Below are 19363 nucleotides of genomic sequence, written 5' to 3' on the forward strand. Positions count from 1 at the left end.
TTGTTTAATAGCTTCAGGGTATTTACAGGCCGATGGCTAAGTGGAAACAATCGCATTAAGTAAGGGTTTCTTTCTGTGGCTAATTTAGGTTGGGAGGTAAATAACTTATCCAATAAATCCCAAGACGGCCACATCATAAAAAAAGCGCCCGTAAACCAGGCGCTTTCTTTAATATCTTCTATTCCCCCTTCAGGGGGTTAGGGGGCACTACAATAAATTCTTCCAGCTTACCAAATCGCCAATGATCTTTTCCAGCTGATCAGCGGCTACGCGCTCCTGGGCCATGCTGTCGCGGTGGCGGATGGTAACGGTGTTATCCTCCAAGGTCTGGTGATCTACCGTGATGCAGAAAGGCGTTCCAATGGCATCCTGGCGTCGGTAGCGTTTACCGATAGCATCCTTCTCTTCGTATTGCAGGTTGAAGTTCAGCTTTAAGCTGTCCATTATTTCGCGGGCTTTTTCCGGCAGGCCATCTTTCTTGGTCAGCGGGAAAATAGCGGCTTTAACAGGAGCCAGGCAAGGGTGCAGGCGTAAAACGGTACGGCTGTCCTGGCGTTCTTCAGTGCTCAGGTCTTCTTCCTCAAAAGCATTGATCATCGTCAGCAAAAACATCCGGTCTAAACCTATCGATGTTTCAATTACATAGGGTATATAGTTACCATAAGGCTTGCCGGTTTCCGGGTCAACCTCAGGATCAAAGTACTGCATTTTTTTACGCGAGAACTTCTCATGCTGGCTCAGGTCGAAATCTGTACGGCTGTGGATGCCTTCCACCTCTTTGAAGCCAAACGGGAAATCAAATTCAATATCGTAGGCGGCATCCGCATAATGCGCCAGCTTGGTATGCTCATGGTATCGGTATTTGGCAGCATCGGTACCTAAGGCCAGGTGCCAGTTCAAACGCGCTGTTTTCCATTTGTCAAACCACTCGCGCTGCGTGCCGGGGCGTACAAAATATTGCATTTCCATCTGCTCAAATTCGCGCATACGAATGATGAACTGCCGGGCAATCACTTCGTTACGAAAAGCTTTACCAATTTGCGCAATACCGAAAGGGATCTTCATCCTGCCAGATTTTTGCACGTTTAAGTAGTTTACAAAAATACCCTGCGCCGTCTCCGGGCGAAGATAAATGGTTTCCGACTCATCAGCTATGGCACCTACCTGTGTGCTAAACATCAGGTTAAACTGGCGCACATCCGTCCAGTTGGCGGTTTTACTAAGCGGGCAGGTAATGTTTTGTTCAATAATTAGCTCGCGCAGGCGGGGCAGGTCTTCCGCTTTTAAAGCGTTATCCATCTCCAGCTGCAGCTCTTCCGCTTCGCTGGTTTTGCCTTCTTCGTCCAGTTTAGCAATTTTATCTTCCAGTAACTGGTCTGCACGGTAACGTTTATTGCTATCCTTATTATCAATCATCGGGTCGCTGAAGCCGTCTACGTGGCCGCTTGCTTTCCAGATGGTGGGGTGCATAAATATAGCAGAATCAAGCCCTACAATGTTATCGTTCATCTGCACCATGGCTTTCCACCAATAGGTCTTGATGTTGTTTTTTAGTTCCACACCGTTTTGGCCGTAATCATAAACAGCACTCAGGCCGTCATAGATCTCACTGCTCTGGAAAACAAAGCCATATTCTTTGGCGTGCGATATAACATTTTTAAAAAGTTCGTCGGTCGATTTGCTCATAATGAAGGCAAAGATAGTTTTTAGTCGGAAAGTCCGAAAGACCGAAAGACCGAAAGGCAGCAAGTTTTTAGTCGGGAAGTCCGAAAGGCAGTAAGTCTGGGAGGTAAAAGGACTTTCCGACCAGAGAAGCGATCTTTCGGACTTTACAACCGAAAATCAATCTTTCCGGCTTACTGTCTTTCCGACTTTCCGACTAATTTTATCTTTCGGACTTTACAACCGGAAATCAATCTTTCCGACTTACGGTCTTTCCGACTTTCGGACTAATTTACCTTTCCGACTTTCGGACTAATTTTATCTTTCGGACTTACCGTCTTTCCGACTTTCGGACTAATTTCTACCTTTACCGCCAATGAGCATTTCGGTATCAGGTTTAACAAAAATTTACGGGCAGCAGAAAGCGGTGGATAATATTTCATTTTCTGCAGGACCGGGCGTGTTGGGTTTTTTGGGGCCAAATGGCGCGGGTAAATCTACCACCATGAAAATGCTCACCTGTTTTATTCCGCAAACATCGGGCAGCGCAGCTGTATGCGGGTTTGATATCAGCAAAAACCCCCTGGAGGTAAAGCAAAACATCGGTTACCTGCCGGAGAGTAACCCGCTGTATACTGATATGTATGTAAAAGAAGCGCTGGCATTTGTGGCGGGCATCCACAAACTATCCCAACCGGAAAAACGCATCAAGGAAGTGCTTGAACAAACCGGCCTGGCGCCCGAGCAGCATAAAAAGATCAACCAGCTTTCAAAAGGATACCGCCAAAGAGTAGGGCTGGCGCAAGCTATCATCCATGATCCGCAGGTGCTGATACTGGATGAACCCACCTCCGGGCTGGATCCAAACCAGTTGATTGGTATCCGCCAGCTGATAACCGATTTGGGCAGAACCAAAACCATTGTATTATCCACCCATATTATGCAGGAGGTGGAGGCCGTGTGCAGCCGGGTAATTATTATTAATAAAGGCACCATAGCAGCAAACGATACCCTGCAAAACCTGCGGGATAGTAATGACGGCAAATCACTGGAAAGCATCTTCATCAGCTTAACTAATTAATAAAAGAGGAGAGATTATCTAGCTGGCCCTAATTGGTGACCTACGTTTAACTAGATGATAGTGATAGCTAGATATCAGAAAAATTGCGTTTAGGATTTCTAGCGGAACACCATGCGCGGATGAGTTTGAAACGTTGATTGTTCAAAAATTGCAACACTAATCATCAGCCGCAGAGTATACTTACCCCGGGTTTGCTAACTGCCCGGCCCTTTCTGCTACGTAAAGAGGGTGAAAATAATAAATAGGTGCCACGCTTCCCTCTTTACGCATTTCAGAAAGGTTTAGGGTTTGCTAACTCGCCGGGCAATTGTCATATTTTTGAAAATCAGGGTTTCAAGCCCATCATATCCGGTAATTGCAGTCGGGTATATTAAAAATAAAATTTCTCTGAGCTATGTTCTGTAAAACTTTAAAAAGGAAAATTATAATCGTATTTTCGGCCAAGCTAAACCCATCCGTATCGCACATGAAATTGTTTTTACTTTTAATTTTTATAGCTTGCTGTGGATATGCGCATGGCCAAACTTCAGGTAAAGGTTTTGGGGTTGGGCTAGATCTGGGTATTCCAAGCAACAGCATCTATAACATTGGGTTTGGTGGTTCCGGCAAAGCAGAAGTGCCGCTGATTTCTTCACTTAGCCTAAGTGTAACGGCAGGCTACACCAATTTTTATTATAAAGGCGGGTTGATAGGCAACAACAAAACGCAGGATGCGGCTGGCTTCGTGCCCTTAAAAGCCGGTGTCAAATACTACGCCGGGGAGGGTTTCTATATAGAGGGTGAAACCGGTGTCGCTTTAGCAACAAACTATACAAAAAATACGCTCTTCGCATTTTCGCTTGGTCCGGGCTTTTTTATCGCCACCGGCAAACAAACCGGTGTGGATGTTGGGCTGCGGTATGAGAATTGGGGCAGTGGCCGTTTGCAGCAAACGGCCATTAGGGCGGCGTATCGCTTCAATTGGTGATAGCAAATGATTTTAAATAAAATTTGAACGTATTACAAAACCGTAATTTGATATGAAAAGACTGATATTTATACTATTTGCTTTTGTTACAGTTTACGCACACGGGCAGGATAGCAACGTTATCACCCAGCCTAATAATAAAGCCATCAGTATAGGTGCCGAAGGGATGATCACCCGGAAAAATGCATTCTTTCCGTACGGTGTGGGCGTCTCTCTCAAAGGTGAATATCCGCTGGGCGAAGGTTTAAGTTTAACGGCAACGGGTGCTTACAATAGGTTTTTTATAAAAGATGCCTACAAAAATCCAACAGGTTCAACACCGCTGGCATCTTTCATTCCTGTTAAAGTGGGTGCAAAATATTTTATTGGTGGCGGTATATACACCGAGGGCGAACTTGGTGCCGCTATTGAAACAAATTACGAAAAGAAGAAGTATTTTAACCTTACAGTAGGGATTGGCTACACATTGCAGGTTACAACCCACAATAGTTTAGATTTTTCTTTCCGGTATGAAGACTGGGGTGACCAGACCATCAGGTTTGGTGCGTTGCGTGTTGCCTATCGCGCAGAATGGTTATAGTTTTAAAATACAGCGCTTACTTACCAGGGCCAGGCATGAATATATCAAATCATTAAATTCTGCAATGCTGCTCAGCCCAGTCTGCTATCAGGGCGGTTCGGCCGCATAATCGCCCGAAACTGCAGGAGAATCCTGGCCACGTCAGCATTTAAATCCAAGCTATTGCAGCAGCAGATCAAATTTATTCTGCAAATTTTCGTTAGTTGCTGGTAATTGTTATTGCCGAAACACTGCAAATTGTAACTTTACCACCTTTCAACATTAAAGCCATAACGTGTTCCCTATATTAAAGAAAGAGATAACCACCTACCTCAGTTCGTTGGTAGCCTATGTTACCATCAGCGTTTTCCTGTTGGTTTTAGGTTTATTTTTATGGGTTTTTCCTGACACCAGCATCCTGGCTTACGGTTACGCAGGGCTCGACAGCCTTTTTAGCACCGCTCCATATCTATTTATGTTCCTGGTGCCGGCTATAACGATGCGTTCGCTGGCAGAGGAACGCCGCGAGGGTACTTTTGAACTATTACTCACCCGCCCTTTAACCGATCTTCAAATTGTATTGGGTAAATATTTTGCCGGTGTGTTGGTCGTGCTGTTTGCCCTGGTACCAACGCTTGTATATTATTTCAGCGTTTATACATTAGGCACCCCGCAGGGCAATATCGATACCGGTGCAGTTATCGGCTCCTATATCGGGCTGTTTTTGCTGGGCTCGGCTTTTACGGCTATCGGTTTGTTTGCTTCTTCGGTGAGTAAAAACCAGGTGATTGCCTTTACCATCGCTGTTTTCTTATGCTTCTTTTTCTATAGCGGGTTCGATTCCCTGAGTGGTTTGCTCTCGCTACAAAACCTGAGCCTGCAAAGCCTGGGGATCACCGAACATTATAATTCGGTAAGCCGCGGCGTACTGGATACCCGCGACCTGGTTTATTTTATCCTGCTGGATACACTCTTCATTTGGCTTACGCTGTTTGTTTTGCAGAGGCAGCAGCAAAAGAAATTTATAAATACCGAGTTCCTATCGGCCATTGGGTTGATGATAGCCCTTCAAATATTTTCTACATGGGCATTTACCCGTTTCGATTTTACCAGGGAGAAGCGCTTTACCATATCGCCCGTCAGCCGCAATATATTGGATAGTTTGAGTGGGCCAGTTACCGTCAGCGTTTATTTGCAGGGGGATAATTTTCCTGGTGGCATTAAGCGCTTGCAAACGGGTGTTAAAGATATGCTGAGCGATCTGCAGGCTTACAGTAACCGCAAGCTAACTTTTATTTTTGTGGACCCGTTGAAGGGGCAATCGCAGGAGCAGCAAAAACAAACGTTTGAGAACCTCGCATCACAAGGGGTAGAGGCACAAAACCTAAGTGTTAAAACAGAAGATGGTGTACAGCAAAAGGTAATGTTTCCATTTGCACTGGTTAACTCTGGCGATAAAAGCATCCCCGTGAAATTGCTGGAGACGCAGAGCAATCTCAATTCATCGTACGAGGAGCAACTGAATAACTCCATCCAAAACCTGGAATACGCATTTACATCGGCCATTAAAAAAGTGAGCCGCGGAGGCAGGGAAAGGATTGGTTTTACAGAAGGGCACCAGGAGCTGGACGATGTACAGCTAAATGACGGGATGCGTTCATTGTCCGACGGCTATTTAGTAGGCCGGGTAAACTTGACTACGATACCATTTGATAGCCTGCGCAAGTTGGGCCTGCTGGTGATAGCAAAACCCAATAAAGCGTTTACCGAGCTGGAAAAATTTAAGATAGATCAATATCTTATGCGTGGTGGCCGCGTGCTTTGGGCGATTGACCAGGTAAGCGCGGAGCTGGACAGCCTTAGGGGCCACGGCGGCGAACAACTGGCATTTAATAAAGAACTGAACCTGGACGATCAATTGTTCAGCTATGGTGTGCGGATCAATTATGATCTCATCGCCGATATGAACTGTGCCGAGATCCCGGTAACCACGGGTAATTTGGGGGGGCAGGCACAGATCCAGTTACTGCGATGGTTGTTTTATCCCATTTATATTCCGCTATCCAAACATCCTATCGTAAAAAACCTGGATGGCATCAGCAGCCAGTTTGCCAGTACCATCGATCTGCTGGATGTGAAGAACATCAGAAAAACGGTATTGCTGAATACCTCTCCTTATAACAAAAAGATCAGGGTGCCTTACATGATGTCCCTACAGGCCCTGCAGCAGGAGCCAAAGCGGGAGGAATTTGATAATCCGCAGCGCATTACCGGCGTATTGCTGGAGGGTAAATTCAAGTCTGATTTCCGTAACCGGCCCATTCCCGACGGGCTGAACGAAAAGGTGGAGATCATTCCAGAGAGTAAAGCAACCAAAATGGTGGTGCTGAGCGATGGTGATATTTTGCGTAACCAGGTAGGGGCCGATGGCTCGCCATACCCGTTAGGGTACGACCGTTACACCCACCAAACCTTTGGCAACAAAAACCTGCTGCTGAACATTGCCGATTATATGGCGGATGATTCGGGGCTGATATCGCTGAGGAATAAAGAGATCCAGCTGCGGTTGCTGGATAAAGCCCGTGTGCGCAGCGAGAAACTCACCTGGCAGATCATCAACAATGTAGTGCCGATAGCAATAGTGTTAATATTCGCTATTTTTCAACATTATATCCGCAAGCGGAAGTATGCACATTAAATTTTATACTTTTGGTTGAACAAACGACTAACCCATTATGAGATTTATAGTTTCCACATCAACATTACTCAAGCAACTGCAGTCTGTAAGCGGAGCGCTAAGCAATAGCACCGTATTGCCGATACTGGAAAACTTTTTGTTCGAGATAAAAGACGGAAACTTAACCATTTCTGCAACCGACCTGCAAACCAGCATGACTACCTCCTTGCCGGTAGAGGCAAAAGAAAATGGCCGTATAGCGATCCCGTCACGCATCCTGCTGGATACTTTAAAATCACTGCCAGAGCAGCCGGTAGCTTTCTCTGTAGATGATAAAACTTTTGCCATTGAGATTAGCGCCGGAGACGGTAAATACAAACTGAGCGGCGAGAATGGCGAAGATTTCCCGAAGATCCCGGTAGTTGAGAACGCATCATCGGTAAACCTGCCCGCATCTGTGTTGGGCGAGGCGATCAACAAAACCATCTTCGCGGTAAGCAACGATGAGTTGCGCCCAGCCATGACGGGTGTATATTGCCAGCTAAGCAGCCAGCACCTTACCTTTGTAGCTACTGATGCCCATAAGCTGGTACGTTACCGCCGTAAAGATGCCAAGGCAGATAGCACCACCTCTTTTATCCTCCCGAAAAAAGCGTTAACACTTTTAAAATCTGCTTTGCCGGATAGCGATGTAAACGTATCGGTAGAGTATAACAGCACCAGCGCATTTTTCAAGTTCAACAATATTAACCTGGTTTGCCGCCTGATTGATGAGCGCTACCCGGATTACGAAGCGGTTATCCCGAAGGAAAACCCTAATAAATTAGCGATAGACCGTTTGGCTTTCCTGGGTTCATTGAGCCGTGTTGCCATCTATGCCAATAAAACCACTCACCAGGTACGTTTAAAAATAAACGGCAGTGAGCTAAATATTTCATCAGAAGATATTGATTTTGCAAACGAGGCACATGAGCGCCTGAGCTGCCAGTACGAAGGTGATGACCTTGAAATTGGTTTCAATGCCCGCTTCCTGATAGAGATGCTGAAGAATTTAACCTGCGAAGAGGTATCGTTAGAGATGTCGACCCCTAACCGTGCCGGTTTATTGCTGCCACAAGGCGGTGATGAAAACGAAGATGTTTTGATGCTGGTAATGCCGGTAATGCTGAACAGCTACGCATAAATAGCCATTAGATAAGAGTGAATGGAGAGCGATGGTCTCAATCGACCATTCACTGCTCATAAAAAAGTCTGGCTGGTGCCGGACTTTTTTATTTAAATAGAACTGAATTTAGCGGTGTTGAATATTTTAATAGCGGTAAGCACGTTATTGTAACAACAATTTGTTTATTTAGCACAAAGTCTGCCAATGCGTTTCGAAAAAATTAAGGGTTATTATATTGGATGTTTGTTGTTGCTGATGGCCGTTGCTGTATACTCCTGTAAAAAGAACTACGATGTGCCGTCAACGTCGTCTACCCTTACCACCAAGCTGAATGTGATCAGCGCCACTACCGATACCCTGAATTTTTATTTGAATGGCAGCCGGGTGAATAGCATTTCTTCTATCTATCCTTTTGGCAACACGGGCTACCTGGATGTAAAATACGGCGACCAAACGTACCAGTTTAAGCCGTATCGTTCCTCTGCTGTGTTGTTTGATCTGCCACTGTCTTTAGATACCGGTCAGGTGTATTCCCTGTTTATTGCCGGCCGCCAGGCTAAAGATACTTTTATGAGCCTGGATACCCTGACAAGTGATACTGCAAACCGGGCAATGCTGCGGTTTGTTAATGCATCGCCGGATTCAGTGAATTTGGATGTAAGCATTGGCGATACGCTTAAATTTACGGTCAGGCCGTATAAAAGCATCAGCGCGTTTATACCGGTTGGCTCTGGCCTTAAGCATATTAAAGTGCTAAAAGCCGGCACTACCACGGCAATATCTGATACCACCCGCACCTTGTTGGCCAACACGGTTTATACCTTATTTGCAAAAGGAACGTTAGCAGGTACTGGCGGAGGGAAGTTTGGCACCGGTATGCTGGTTAATAAATAAATTGATATAGGATGGCAAGCAATAATAAAAGCGTAATATTAAAATACCTGTGTTTATTTATTTGCGGCGTGCTGGTTGTACCGCAACTGGTATCCTGCGGTAAGGATAGCACTACAACATCTTTGGGAAGTAATAATGGTTACTTAAATATTGTAAACCTGAGCCCCAATATTAACCCGGTAAACCTTTACGCCAGTTTTATAAAGCAGGGTACAACCATTTATCGTTATCCTACGCCATCAGATTATTTTTTGATGAACATTATCGATACGCCTTTGCAAATAAGGCCGGCATTAACAACAACCAGCAGCCAGTCAAATTTAATTACCCTGCCACGGCAGTTAAACAAAAATATCCGGTATACCTGGTATTTAACCGGCCTGCGCAGTGATAGTGCCTTTAGCTATATTTTTACGGTAGATTCCGGCGCAATACCCGCCCCTGGCCGTAGCAAAATCCGGATGGTTAACGCATCGCCCGGCACTACCGGCTTAAATTTAACAGCTAACGATTCCCTGGCTTTCTCCAAGGTGAGCTACAAGGGCGTTACGGACTATAAAGAGGTTACGGCGGGGACTTATAATTTTAAGTTTACCAACGGTGCGGCAACATCTACCATATTAACTACGCTCAAAAACGTTACCGTGCTCGATGGTAAGCTGTATACCCTTTACACCTACGGCTTACTAAACCGTACCGATACGGCTGCCTTCAATGCGGGCATCATTTTAAACACCATTCCCGATAAAAAATAAATAGAAGGCGCGGTTACGCTTTATCTTACTATTTTTGGCAAAAATTTAAATGCTTTGGAATTACTACACAGCCTGATAGACTTCATCCTGCACATTGATAAGCACCTTGCCGAAATAACCAGCCAATACCAAAGCTGGACTTATCTAATCCTGTTCTTCATCATCTTTGCGGAAACGGGGTTCGTGGTAACACCTTTCCTGCCCGGCGATTCGCTGCTGTTTGCAGCAGGTGCGCTAATAGCAGGCGGTGCATCTGGCCTGGATGTTCATTTGCTGGCGCTGATTTTGGTAGTGGCTGCCGTTGCAGGCAACAGCGTTAACTACATGTTGGGTAATTTTTTAGGAGCCAAGGTTTTTAAAGAAGAAAACAAGATCCTGAAGCTGAGCTATTACATTAAAACCAAGGAATTTTTTGACAAGCATGGTGGCAAGGCGGTTATATTCAGCAGGTTTATGCCAATCATCCGCACCATAGCACCTTTTGTAGCAGGTGTTGGCCGGATGCCGTTTGGCCGGTACAGCTTGTATAACGTTATTGGAGGTGTCAGCTGGATCATACTATTCCTGTATGGCGGTTATCTATTTGGTAATGTGCCATTCTTCAAAAAGAACTTTTCCCTGGTTGCCATCGGTATCGTGCTGATCTCGATATTGCCGCCGATCATCGCATTTATCAGGAGCAAGATGTCAAAGCCCGAAGCGGCTAAGTAAGACGAAGCGACGAATATTTACTGCTTTTTAATTTTTTTCCAGAATTAGCACTTTACCTTTCCGGTATAAAGCTGCTTCCTCATTTATTTGTCGAATTTGCTCTGCGGATAGGGGCTTAGCGATCATTTTATTCAGGTCAGGCTGGCCGGCATCTACCCATGCCGAAAACCAAAAGCTGCCAACGCTTAAAACAGATTGCCGCATTTTGCGCTGCACCATCCCCGCCAGCATATGGTGATATGCCCTGCTATAAGCCACCGAATATACTTTGACCATGCGATTGCCGCGCTGTTCCATGGCGTACTTGGTGGAGTCGGTAAAGCGTTTATTCAATATCCGCTCAAAGCGAAGCACGGTATCCACCGATTTATAGGATGCCCGGCAAATGGCAAAAGCCTCTGCAAGGGGATTTGGAATATACCTGGCCTTACCCACATAAAAATTGTACCTGTTGCTGAAAAGTTCCGGCAGGCGGCTTTCCCACAGGCCATGCAGGCCGGTTTGATTAGTCAGTTGGCCATCGTAGTTGGCGCTAAGGTGCAGCGGCACATGCGCATCAGAAAGATAATGCCCCAGGTTGGCAGAGAGGGTTAGGATAGCCGTCGTATCGTGTCGTTTAAAAGCATTCACCAGCCAGTAGTAATTGGCATTGATGATCCAGGGCACCGTGCCATATTTGTTCAATGTATCTGAAGAGTATTTGGCGGCGGCATCTATCCAGTGCTGCGGCATCACCTTAAAAGGCTGTTTGCCATAATGATCTGCGTCAAAGAAATGGTGCGGGGCTTCCAGCGAATCGACGTAGCGCTTTTTATCGGCGCTGATGGCATGTTCGGTAATGAACTCAATGTTAGCGCGGTAAAAGCCTGCCATTTCTTTAGGCAGGGTAAAAACGGCCGCCCTGTGAATGCGGTAATGCGCGAAAAACCCCCATGAGGAGCAGAGGACGATGATAAGGGAACCGGTAAGGCAGGAGAGGAGCACACGCTTCATTAAAGGTAAAGATGAGGAATTATATCTCGATTGTTGATATCTAAAGATGCTTAGTCGATCTACAGGCTACATACTTAGCTTTGTCTGCTCCGAGCTCTCTGTGTTTTGAAAATTCCGCATGCAACCCTCGCAATTTAATAAAAATCAAAAACGCTCTTGCAAATTAAAATTTATCAACCTATATTTGCACCTCTAAAATAAAGAAAGAATAACAAAGCTATACGATGGCAAATCATAAATCATCCTTAAAAAGAATCAGATCAAACGCTGCGAAGCGTCTGCGCAATAGGTACCAGGCTAAAACCACCAGGAACGCTATTAAAAAGTTAAGAGGCACTACCACTAAAGTTGATGCAACTCCTCTATTGTCTAAAGTGATCTCTATGTTAGATCGTTTAGCTAAAAAGAACGTTATCCACAAAAACAAAGCTTCTAACAATAAATCTAAGCTTACCAAATTTGTAAATGCTTTAAGCTAATCGCTTAAACCACAATATATAAAAGGGATAGTGCAAAAGCATTATCCCTTTTTTTGTTGAGCAAAATTAACCCGTCGGTTTCAATTAGGTGAAACTAAGCAACTAGCATGTTCTCGGTCGCCGGCCAAACAACGGGAATGGTCGTTTATCAATATCTTGCTCAGTGCTACCTACTCTATATTAATAGGAGAGCTGTCCAACCCTTACCAGTTGTAGTTTATTCGTTATTTAGCGGCATTTTATGGCTCGTTTGATGCGTTTTGATTATAATTACACCATCAACTATTTGATAAATGAGCATATTAAAAAAACTGCTGCCTAATAACTTAAAGCAAGAGGGAAAGTATCTCCTCCTTAATCTGCTCAAAATGCCCTTCAACAGAGCTGGGGTTCCGGTTGATATCACCGAATGGGTGCCAAATAGGCATCCTATCAACTTCATTGATATCGGTGCTTCAAAAGGTAATTTCTCCCATGCGCTAAATACTTATTACCAGGTTAATAAAGCGGTATTGATTGATCCTATACCACACAATGCGGCAGCACTACAGCATCGGTTTACCACGGGTAACTTTACTGTTATCAACGCAGCAGTGTCTGACAAAGCTAGCGAGGCAGACTTTTATATCACCGAGGAGTTTGACGTGTTGAGCTCCTTATTCCCGATGAAGGATGAACATTTGAAGCCATTCAATATCCCTCATCCCCAAAAAACCACCGTTAAAACAGATACCCTCGATAAAATCTTTAATGGCCTAAAACTCGATAAGATTGATTTGATAAAGATTGACCTGCAAGGAGCTGAGCATTTGGTATTGAGTAATGCAGCCCGCACGTTAAAAGCAACACGTGCTGTTTATACAGAGTTTTCATATAAACCAATGTATGACGGTTCATCCACGTTTTTTGACGTATTTGAAATGCTGACAAAAGCAAATTTCAGAATGGTAAATACTTCGACAGCTTACAAACTTAATAATGGAGAGATCGTGCAGGGCGACGCTTTATTCATTAATAACAACGAATTGTAAAGTATATATATAAAGTACGTATGGGGAGCATTTAATTGTGCAGATCGTTATATAAGGTACGATGCGTCTTGCTATGGCGTTGCCTTCGGCCCGCGCTTTCCGCTGCAACTCCTCGTTTCGTGCCGCTGATAGAAGTGTCACTACACTGCGGGGTTTCCGCTACAATCGCTAACGCGGAGCTGCAAAAACCGGTTGAGCCACATTTACTGCTATTAAATATCGCGTTGCGCTAACTCACACACCAGGCGGCTTTACTTGAATGAGGGTGGGAAAGTACCATTTTGTATAGTTTAAGGTAGTGTTACTTTTATGGGTTGCCCTTATCTATCGCCATCATCACTAGCCCGCCGGTATTGCTTCATTTTTTTATTATTGATATACAGTGTGTTAAAGATACACCAAAAAAAGAGTAGTAAGTAGTTTGGAAATACGGTTGTGGTTGTTACCTTTGCACCCCGCAAACGAGGTAACGAGGAAGCGGTAGTACATTGAAAAGAGTTAGAAAAGGGGCAAACAAAAAATAAAAAATAAAGTTTGCGAAACACAAAATCTTTTCTACCTTTGCAATCCCAAAACGAGGGAGAAAAAATCGGAAGCGGTTTTGGAAAAGGAGTTAGGGGCCGGGAGCAATTCCTGGTAACAAAATAATGAAAGTTTAAGCATCGCAATGATGTAATGACATATAGGGAGTCTGCGACAGACTACTCAACAAGTTCTTAAAAGAGATAGAAAATAAAATTATGCAGCGTAACGGTTGAGAGACGGTTAGCTGAAGAAAAAAGAAGCTTAAAAGATCAAATAGCGGATAATGTAAGAGAATATTTTTTTTACAAGTTTCTATTGATTGAGTTTAATAGGGCTTGGAGCAAACAACAACATTATACAATGGAGAGTTTGATCCTGGCTCAGGATGAACGCTAGCGGCAGGCCTAATACATGCAAGTCGGACGGGATTTGGGAGCTTGCTCCTGATGAGAGTGGCGCACGGGTGCGTAACACGTATGTAACCTACCTTAATCTGGGGGATAGCCTCTCGAAAGAGAGATTAACACCGCATAACATCACATTGCGGCATTGCAGAGTGATCAAATATTTATAGGATTAAGATGGGCATGCGGAACATTAGCTAGTTGGTAAGGTAATGGCTTACCAAGGCTACGATGTTTAGGGGATCTGAGAGGATGACCCCCCACACTGGTACTGAGACACGGACCAGACTCCTACGGGAGGCAGCAGTAAGGAATATTGGTCAATGGGCGGAAGCCTGAACCAGCCATGCCGCGTGCAGGAAGACGGCCCTACGGGTTGTAAACTGCTTTTGTACCGGAATAAACCTTTCTTCGTGAAGAGAGCTGAATGTACGGTAAGAATAAGGATCGGCTAACTCCGTGCCAGCAGCCGCGGTAATACGGAGGATCCGAGCGTTATCCGGATTTATTGGGTTTAAAGGGTGCGTAGGCGGCCAGTTAAGTCAGGGGTGAAAGACGGTAGCTCAACTATCGCAGTGCCTTTGATACTGACGGGCTTGAATACACTTGAGGTAGGCGGAATGTGACAAGTAGCGGTGAAATGCATAGATATGTCACAGAACACCAATTGCGAAGGCAGCTTACTAAAGTGTGATTGACGCTGAGGCACGAAAGCGTGGGGATCAAACAGGATTAGATACCCTGGTAGTCCACGCCCTAAACGATGAATACTCGATGTTGGCGATATACGGTCAGCGTCTAAGCGAAAGCGTTAAGTATTCCACCTGGGGAGTACGCCCGCAAGGGTGAAACTCAAAGGAATTGACGGGGGCCCGCACAAGCGGAGGAGCATGTGGTTTAATTCGATGATACGCGAGGAACCTTACCCGGGCTTGAAAGTTAGTGAATGATCCAGAGACGGATCAGCTCTTCGGAGCACGAAACTAGGTGCTGCATGGCTGTCGTCAGCTCGTGCCGTGAGGTGTTGGGTTAAGTCCCGCAACGAGCGCAACCCCTATGTTTAGTTGCCAGCACGTTAAGGTGGGGACTCTAAACAGACTGCCTATGCAAATAGAGAGGAAGGAGGGGACGACGTCAAGTCATCATGGCCCTTACGTCCGGGGCTACACACGTGCTACAATGGATGGTACAGCGGGCAGCTACCTGGCAACAGGATGCCAATCTCGTAAAGCCATTCACAGTTCGGATCGGGGTCTGCAACTCGACCCCGTGAAGTTGGATTCGCTAGTAATCGCGTATCAGCAATGACGCGGTGAATACGTTCCCGGGCCTTGTACACACCGCCCGTCAAGCCATGGAAGCTGGAAGTGCCTGAAGTGCGTAACCGTAAGGAGCGTCCTAGGGTAAAGTCGGTAACTGGGGCTAAGTCGTAACAAGGTAGCCGTACCGGAAGGTGTGGCTGGAATACCTCCTTTCTGGAGCATTATCCGCAGATCTAAAGCAACAAAATCTTTTTTCAGAAGTAAACGGTAACGAATTGTTACCTGCATGATTATTTTCTTATTAACTCTAAAAAACAACCCGGAAGATGAAGCCATCAGTGGTTCAGCCATTAGAGTGGCAGTATTGTAGGTAAAAAACAGTCCTGTAGCTCAGCTTGGTTAGAGCACTACACTGATAATGTAGGGGTCAGCAGTTCAAATCTGCTCGGGACTACGATAGGCGAGTATTAAGTAGCAAGTATCAGGTATCAAGACACCAACAGGTGTGAATACGCAATACGAGGCACTGCATACGAATCTGAAAGGGGGATTAGCTCAGCTGGCTAGAGCACCTGCCTTGCACGCAGGGGGTCAACGGTTCGAATCCGTTATTCTCCACGATGCTTCGCAGTAGCAAGTAGCTGGTATCAAGTAGCAAGATAAGTCTTGATACGATACTAACGACTTGATACGAACAAGCAAAACGTTCTTTGACATATTGGAAGAAGTAAATTAAAGAGAAAACAACAGTAGAGGACTGTTGCAGGCTTTAAAAGATCAACGGAAGGTTGAAAGGTAACCAGGACTTCGGTCTTGCTACTTGATACTAACTACTTGATACGATAAACGGCAGCATAATCAAAAAGCATACAGTGGTGAGCAAAAGCATCACAAGTATAGAAGAAAGTAAGAAAGGGTACACGGGGGATGCCTTGGCTCTCAGAGGCGATGAAAGACGTGATAAGCTGCGATAAGCTGCGGGGATCAGCAAATATGAATTGATCCGCAGATTTCTGAATGGGGAAACCTAACTAATTGAAGATTAGTTGCAAATATGCGCAAACCTGCTGAACTGAAACATCTAAGTAAGCAGAGGAAGAGAAAATAATAATGATTTCCTGAGTAGTGGCGAGCGAAAGGGAAGAAGCCCAAACCGGATATGTTACGGCATATCCGGGGTTGTAGGACCACAACATGAATATCAAACAAAACCGGAACGGGGTGGGAAACCCGGCCATAGAGCATGAGAGCTGCGTACGGGTAATGAATGATAGGATAGTGGTATCCTGAGTACCGCGAGGTCGGAGACGCCTTGTGGGAATCTGCCGGCACCATCCGGTAAGGCTAAATACTCCTGAGAGACCGATAGTGAACCAGTACCGTGAGGGAAAGGTGAAAAGAACCCCGAACAGGGGAGTGAAATAGAACCTGAAACCGTGTACTTACAAGCGGTCGGAGCGGACATGTTCCGTGACGGCGTGCCTTTTGCATAATGAGCCTACGAGTTACTCTTCTCTGGCAAGGTTAAGTGTTTAAGACACGGATCCGAAGCGAAAGCGAGTCTGAATAGGGCGTATAGTCAGAGGAGGTAGACGCGAAACCTTGTGATCTACCCATGAGCAGGTTGAAGGTGCCGTAACAGGTACTGGAGGACCGAACCGATAAACGTTGAAAAGTTTCCGGATGACTTGTGGGTAGGGGTGAAAGGCTAATCAAACTGGGAAATAGCTCGTACTCCCCGAAATGTTTTTAGGAACAGCGTGGTGGTAAAGTTATACAGAGGTAGAGCTACTAATTGGGTGCGGGGGAGTCAAATCCTACCAAATCCAGATAAACTCCGAATGCTGTATAATATACACTGCAGTGAGGCTATGGGTGCTAAGGTCCATGGCCGAGAGGGAAAGAACCCAGACCATCAGCTAAGGTCCCCAAATTAACGCTAAGTTGAACTAACGAGGTCCGATTGCACAGACAGCTAGGATGTTGGCTTGGAAGCAGCCATTCATTTAAAGAGTGCGTAACAGCTCACTAGTCGAGCGATCGGGCATGGATAATAAACGGGCATTAAGCGTTATACCGAAGCTATGGATTATATCTCACGATATACTGGTAGGGGAGCATTCTAATTGCCGGTGAAGCAGGAAAGACAATTGACTGTGGAGGAATTAGAAAAGCAAATGTAGGCATAAGTAACGATAAGGCGGGAGAGAAACCCGCCCACCGAAAGACTAAGGTTTCCTGATCAACGCTAATCGGATCAGGGTTAGTCGGGGCCTAAGGTGAAGCCGAAGGGCGTAGCCGATGGACAACTGGTTAATATTCCAGTACTTTTTATAACTGCGATGCGGTGACGGAGTAGTGACACTGACGCGAACTGACGGAATAGTTCGTTAAAGGCCGTAGGTATAGGTTTGGTAGTTAAGTACGCCAGACTTGCTGAAAGCTGATAGTATACTGAGCCTTCGGGTAAGGTAATAGTTCAGGTAATCAGACTTCCAAGAAAACCCGCTAAGCTTCAGGTTATAAAAACCCGTACCGTAAACCGACACAGGTAGTCGAGGAGAGGATCCTAAGGTGCTCGAGTGAATCATGGCTAAGGAACTCGGCAAAATGGCCCTGTAACTTCGGGAGAAGGGGCGCTGGTAGCAATATCAGCCGCAGTGAAAAGGCCCAGGCGACTGTTTAACAAAAACACATGGCTATGCAAAATCGAAAGATGACGTATATGGCCTGACACCTGCCCGGTGCCGGAAGGTTAAGAGGGGATGTTAGGAGCAATTCGAAGCATTGAATCGAAGCCCCGGTAAACGGCGGCCGTAACTATAACGGTCCTAAGGTAGCGAAATTCCTTGTCGGGTAAGTTCCGACCTGCACGAATGGTGTAACGATCTGGGCGCTGTCTCAGCCATGAGCTCGGTGAAATTGTGGTATCGGTGAAGACGCCGGTTACCCGCAACGGGACGGAAAGACCCCATGCACCTTCACTACAACTTAACATTGATATCGGATACAGGATGTGTAGGATAGGTGGGAGACTGTGATCATGCTTCGCCAGGAGTATGTTAGTCAACGTTGAAATACCACCCTTTCTGTATTTGGTGTCTAACGCTGGAAACGGCGAACATTGTTTGGCGGGTAGTTTGACTGGGGTGGTCGCCTCCAAAAAGGTAACGGAGGCTTTCAAAGGTAAGCTCAGTACGCTTGGTAACCGTACGCGGAGTGCAATAGCATAAGCTTGCTTGACTGTGAGGCAGACAAGCCGAGCAGGGTCGAAAGACGGATATAGTGATCCGGTGGTTCTGCATGGAAGGGCCATCGCTCAAAGGATAAAAGGTACGCTGGGGATAACAGGCTGATCTCCCCCAAGAGCTCATATCGACGGGGAGGTTTGGCACCTCGATGTCGGCTCGTCACATCCTGGGGCTGGAGAAGGTCCCAAGGGTTGAGCTGTTCGCTCATTAAAGTGGCACGCGAGCTGGGTTCAGAACGTCGCGAGACAGTTCGGTCCCTATCTGTTGTGGGCGTTGGAAGTTTGAGTGGGGCTGACCTTAGTACGAGAGGACCGGGTTGGACTAACCTCTGGTGAATCTGTTATGGCGCCAGCTGTATTGCAGAGTAGCTACGTTGGGAATAGATAAGCGCTGAAAGCATCTAAGTGCGAAACTAGCCACAAGATGAGACTTCCATTGAGGATCGTAGCAGACTACTACGTTGATAGGTTACAGGTATAAAGGTGGTGACATCAAAGCCGAGTAATACTAATAATCCGAAGCTTTCTCATAGCAGGTAATTAAAGGTGTTAGAGATACAAGACCGTAAGATCCGGGAACCAGGAGCAATCCTAAGACCGAAATCCGATCTCTTGCCTCTGACACCTCAACACAAAGCTGTTGTTTTCTCTTAAAACTTACTTCTTTCAATAATATGTCATTGTTTGCTATCAGTAGCAAGTAGTTAGTATCAAGTATCAAGATATAACTACCCTGCATGGATAGAAACAAATAAAAAACCGTTAGCGATGTAGCTAAGATCAAGTCTTGATACTTGATACTAACTACTTGATACTAACAAAAAGGTATTCAGGTGCCTATATCGGCGGTGTCCACCTCTTCCCATTCCGAACAGAGAAGTTAAGCCCGCCAGAGCCGATGGTACTGCAGTAAAATGTGGGAGAGTAGGTCGGTGCCCAATCTTAAAG

General features: G+C 45.6%; 12 protein-coding genes, 2 tRNA genes and 3 rRNA genes. 15 read left to right on the forward strand and 2 right to left on the reverse strand.

The genetic code is table 11. The annotated features are described in order from the left end of the window. Positions 1-207: 207 nt before the first annotated feature. Positions 208-1686, reverse strand: a complete 1479-nt coding sequence (locus A0256_11415) for a glycine--tRNA ligase (GenBank protein AMR31988.1) — start codon at positions 1684-1686, stop codon at positions 208-210. A gap of 352 nt (positions 1687-2038) precedes the next feature. Between A0256_11415 and A0256_11420 the strand changes: the two genes are divergently transcribed. From A0256_11420 to A0256_11455, 8 genes are all read left to right on the forward strand, one after another. Continuing rightward, complete coding sequence (locus A0256_11420; GenBank protein ID AMR31989.1) at positions 2039-2743, forward strand: multidrug ABC transporter ATP-binding protein; 705 nt, start codon at positions 2039-2041, stop codon at positions 2741-2743. Positions 2744-3137: 394 nt separating this feature from the next. Further along, positions 3138-3710 (forward strand): hypothetical protein, encoded by a 573-nt coding sequence (locus tag A0256_11425; protein AMR31990.1) that lies wholly within the window; start codon positions 3138-3140, stop codon positions 3708-3710. Between the two features lie 52 nt (positions 3711-3762). Next, complete coding sequence (locus tag A0256_11430) at positions 3763-4290, forward strand: hypothetical protein (protein AMR31991.1); 528 nt, start codon at positions 3763-3765, stop codon at positions 4288-4290. 1036 nt (positions 4291-5326) lie between these two features. Further along, positions 5327-6967 carry a gliding motility-associated ABC transporter substrate-binding protein GldG gene (locus tag A0256_11435; protein ID AMR34518.1) on the forward strand — a complete coding sequence of 547 codons (1641 nt, stop codon included), beginning with the start codon at positions 5327-5329 and terminating at the stop codon, positions 6965-6967. A 37-nt stretch (positions 6968-7004) separates the two neighbouring features. Next, the gene (locus tag A0256_11440) at positions 7005-8129 is read left to right on the forward strand and encodes a DNA polymerase III subunit beta (protein ID AMR31992.1); all 1125 of its coding nucleotides are present in this window, start codon (positions 7005-7007) and stop codon (positions 8127-8129) included. A gap of 186 nt (positions 8130-8315) precedes the next feature. Continuing rightward, entirely contained in the window at positions 8316-9005 is a 690-nt protein-coding gene (locus A0256_11445; protein AMR31993.1) for a hypothetical protein, read from the forward strand. 11 nt (positions 9006-9016) lie between these two features. Then, positions 9017-9760 carry a hypothetical protein gene (locus tag A0256_11450; protein ID AMR31994.1) on the forward strand — a complete coding sequence of 248 codons (744 nt, stop codon included), beginning with the start codon at positions 9017-9019 and terminating at the stop codon, positions 9758-9760. Positions 9761-9814: 54 nt separating this feature from the next. Continuing rightward, the gene (locus A0256_11455) at positions 9815-10471 is read left to right on the forward strand and encodes a hypothetical protein (protein ID AMR31995.1); all 657 of its coding nucleotides are present in this window, start codon (positions 9815-9817) and stop codon (positions 10469-10471) included. A 27-nt stretch (positions 10472-10498) separates the two neighbouring features. Here the strand turns inward: A0256_11455 and A0256_11460 are convergent, their stop codons facing one another. Continuing rightward, positions 10499-11464: a S1/P1 Nuclease gene (locus A0256_11460; GenBank protein ID AMR31996.1), complete on the reverse strand. Its 966-nt coding sequence runs from the start codon at positions 11462-11464 to the stop codon at positions 10499-10501. A gap of 224 nt (positions 11465-11688) precedes the next feature. On the opposite strand from A0256_11460, the gene A0256_11465 reads away from it, so the two are divergent. From A0256_11465 to rrf, 7 genes are all read left to right on the forward strand, one after another. Next, positions 11689-11943 (forward strand): 30S ribosomal protein S20, encoded by a 255-nt coding sequence (locus A0256_11465; GenBank protein AMR31997.1) that lies wholly within the window; start codon positions 11689-11691, stop codon positions 11941-11943. 293 nt (positions 11944-12236) lie between these two features. Further along, positions 12237-12974 (forward strand): hypothetical protein, encoded by a 738-nt coding sequence (locus A0256_11470; protein AMR31998.1) that lies wholly within the window; start codon positions 12237-12239, stop codon positions 12972-12974. Positions 12975-13855: 881 nt separating this feature from the next. After that, positions 13856-15385, forward strand: a 16S ribosomal RNA gene (locus A0256_11475). A 159-nt stretch (positions 15386-15544) separates the two neighbouring features. After that, a tRNA-Ile gene (locus A0256_11480) sits at positions 15545-15622 on the forward strand. 87 nt (positions 15623-15709) lie between these two features. Beyond that, positions 15710-15786: transfer RNA gene (locus A0256_11485), tRNA-Ala, on the forward strand. 275 nt (positions 15787-16061) lie between these two features. Next, positions 16062-18945: ribosomal RNA gene (locus A0256_11490) — 23S ribosomal RNA — on the forward strand. Between the two features lie 299 nt (positions 18946-19244). Then, positions 19245-19356, forward strand: a 5S ribosomal RNA gene (gene rrf / locus A0256_11495). Together the 16S, 23S and 5S rRNA genes with 2 tRNA genes alongside form the textbook arrangement of a ribosomal RNA operon. Positions 19357-19363 lie beyond the last annotated feature (7 nt).

Source organism: Mucilaginibacter sp. PAMC 26640, assembly GCA_001596135.1.
In the GTDB taxonomy this organism is placed as follows: domain Bacteria; phylum Bacteroidota; class Bacteroidia; order Sphingobacteriales; family Sphingobacteriaceae; genus Mucilaginibacter.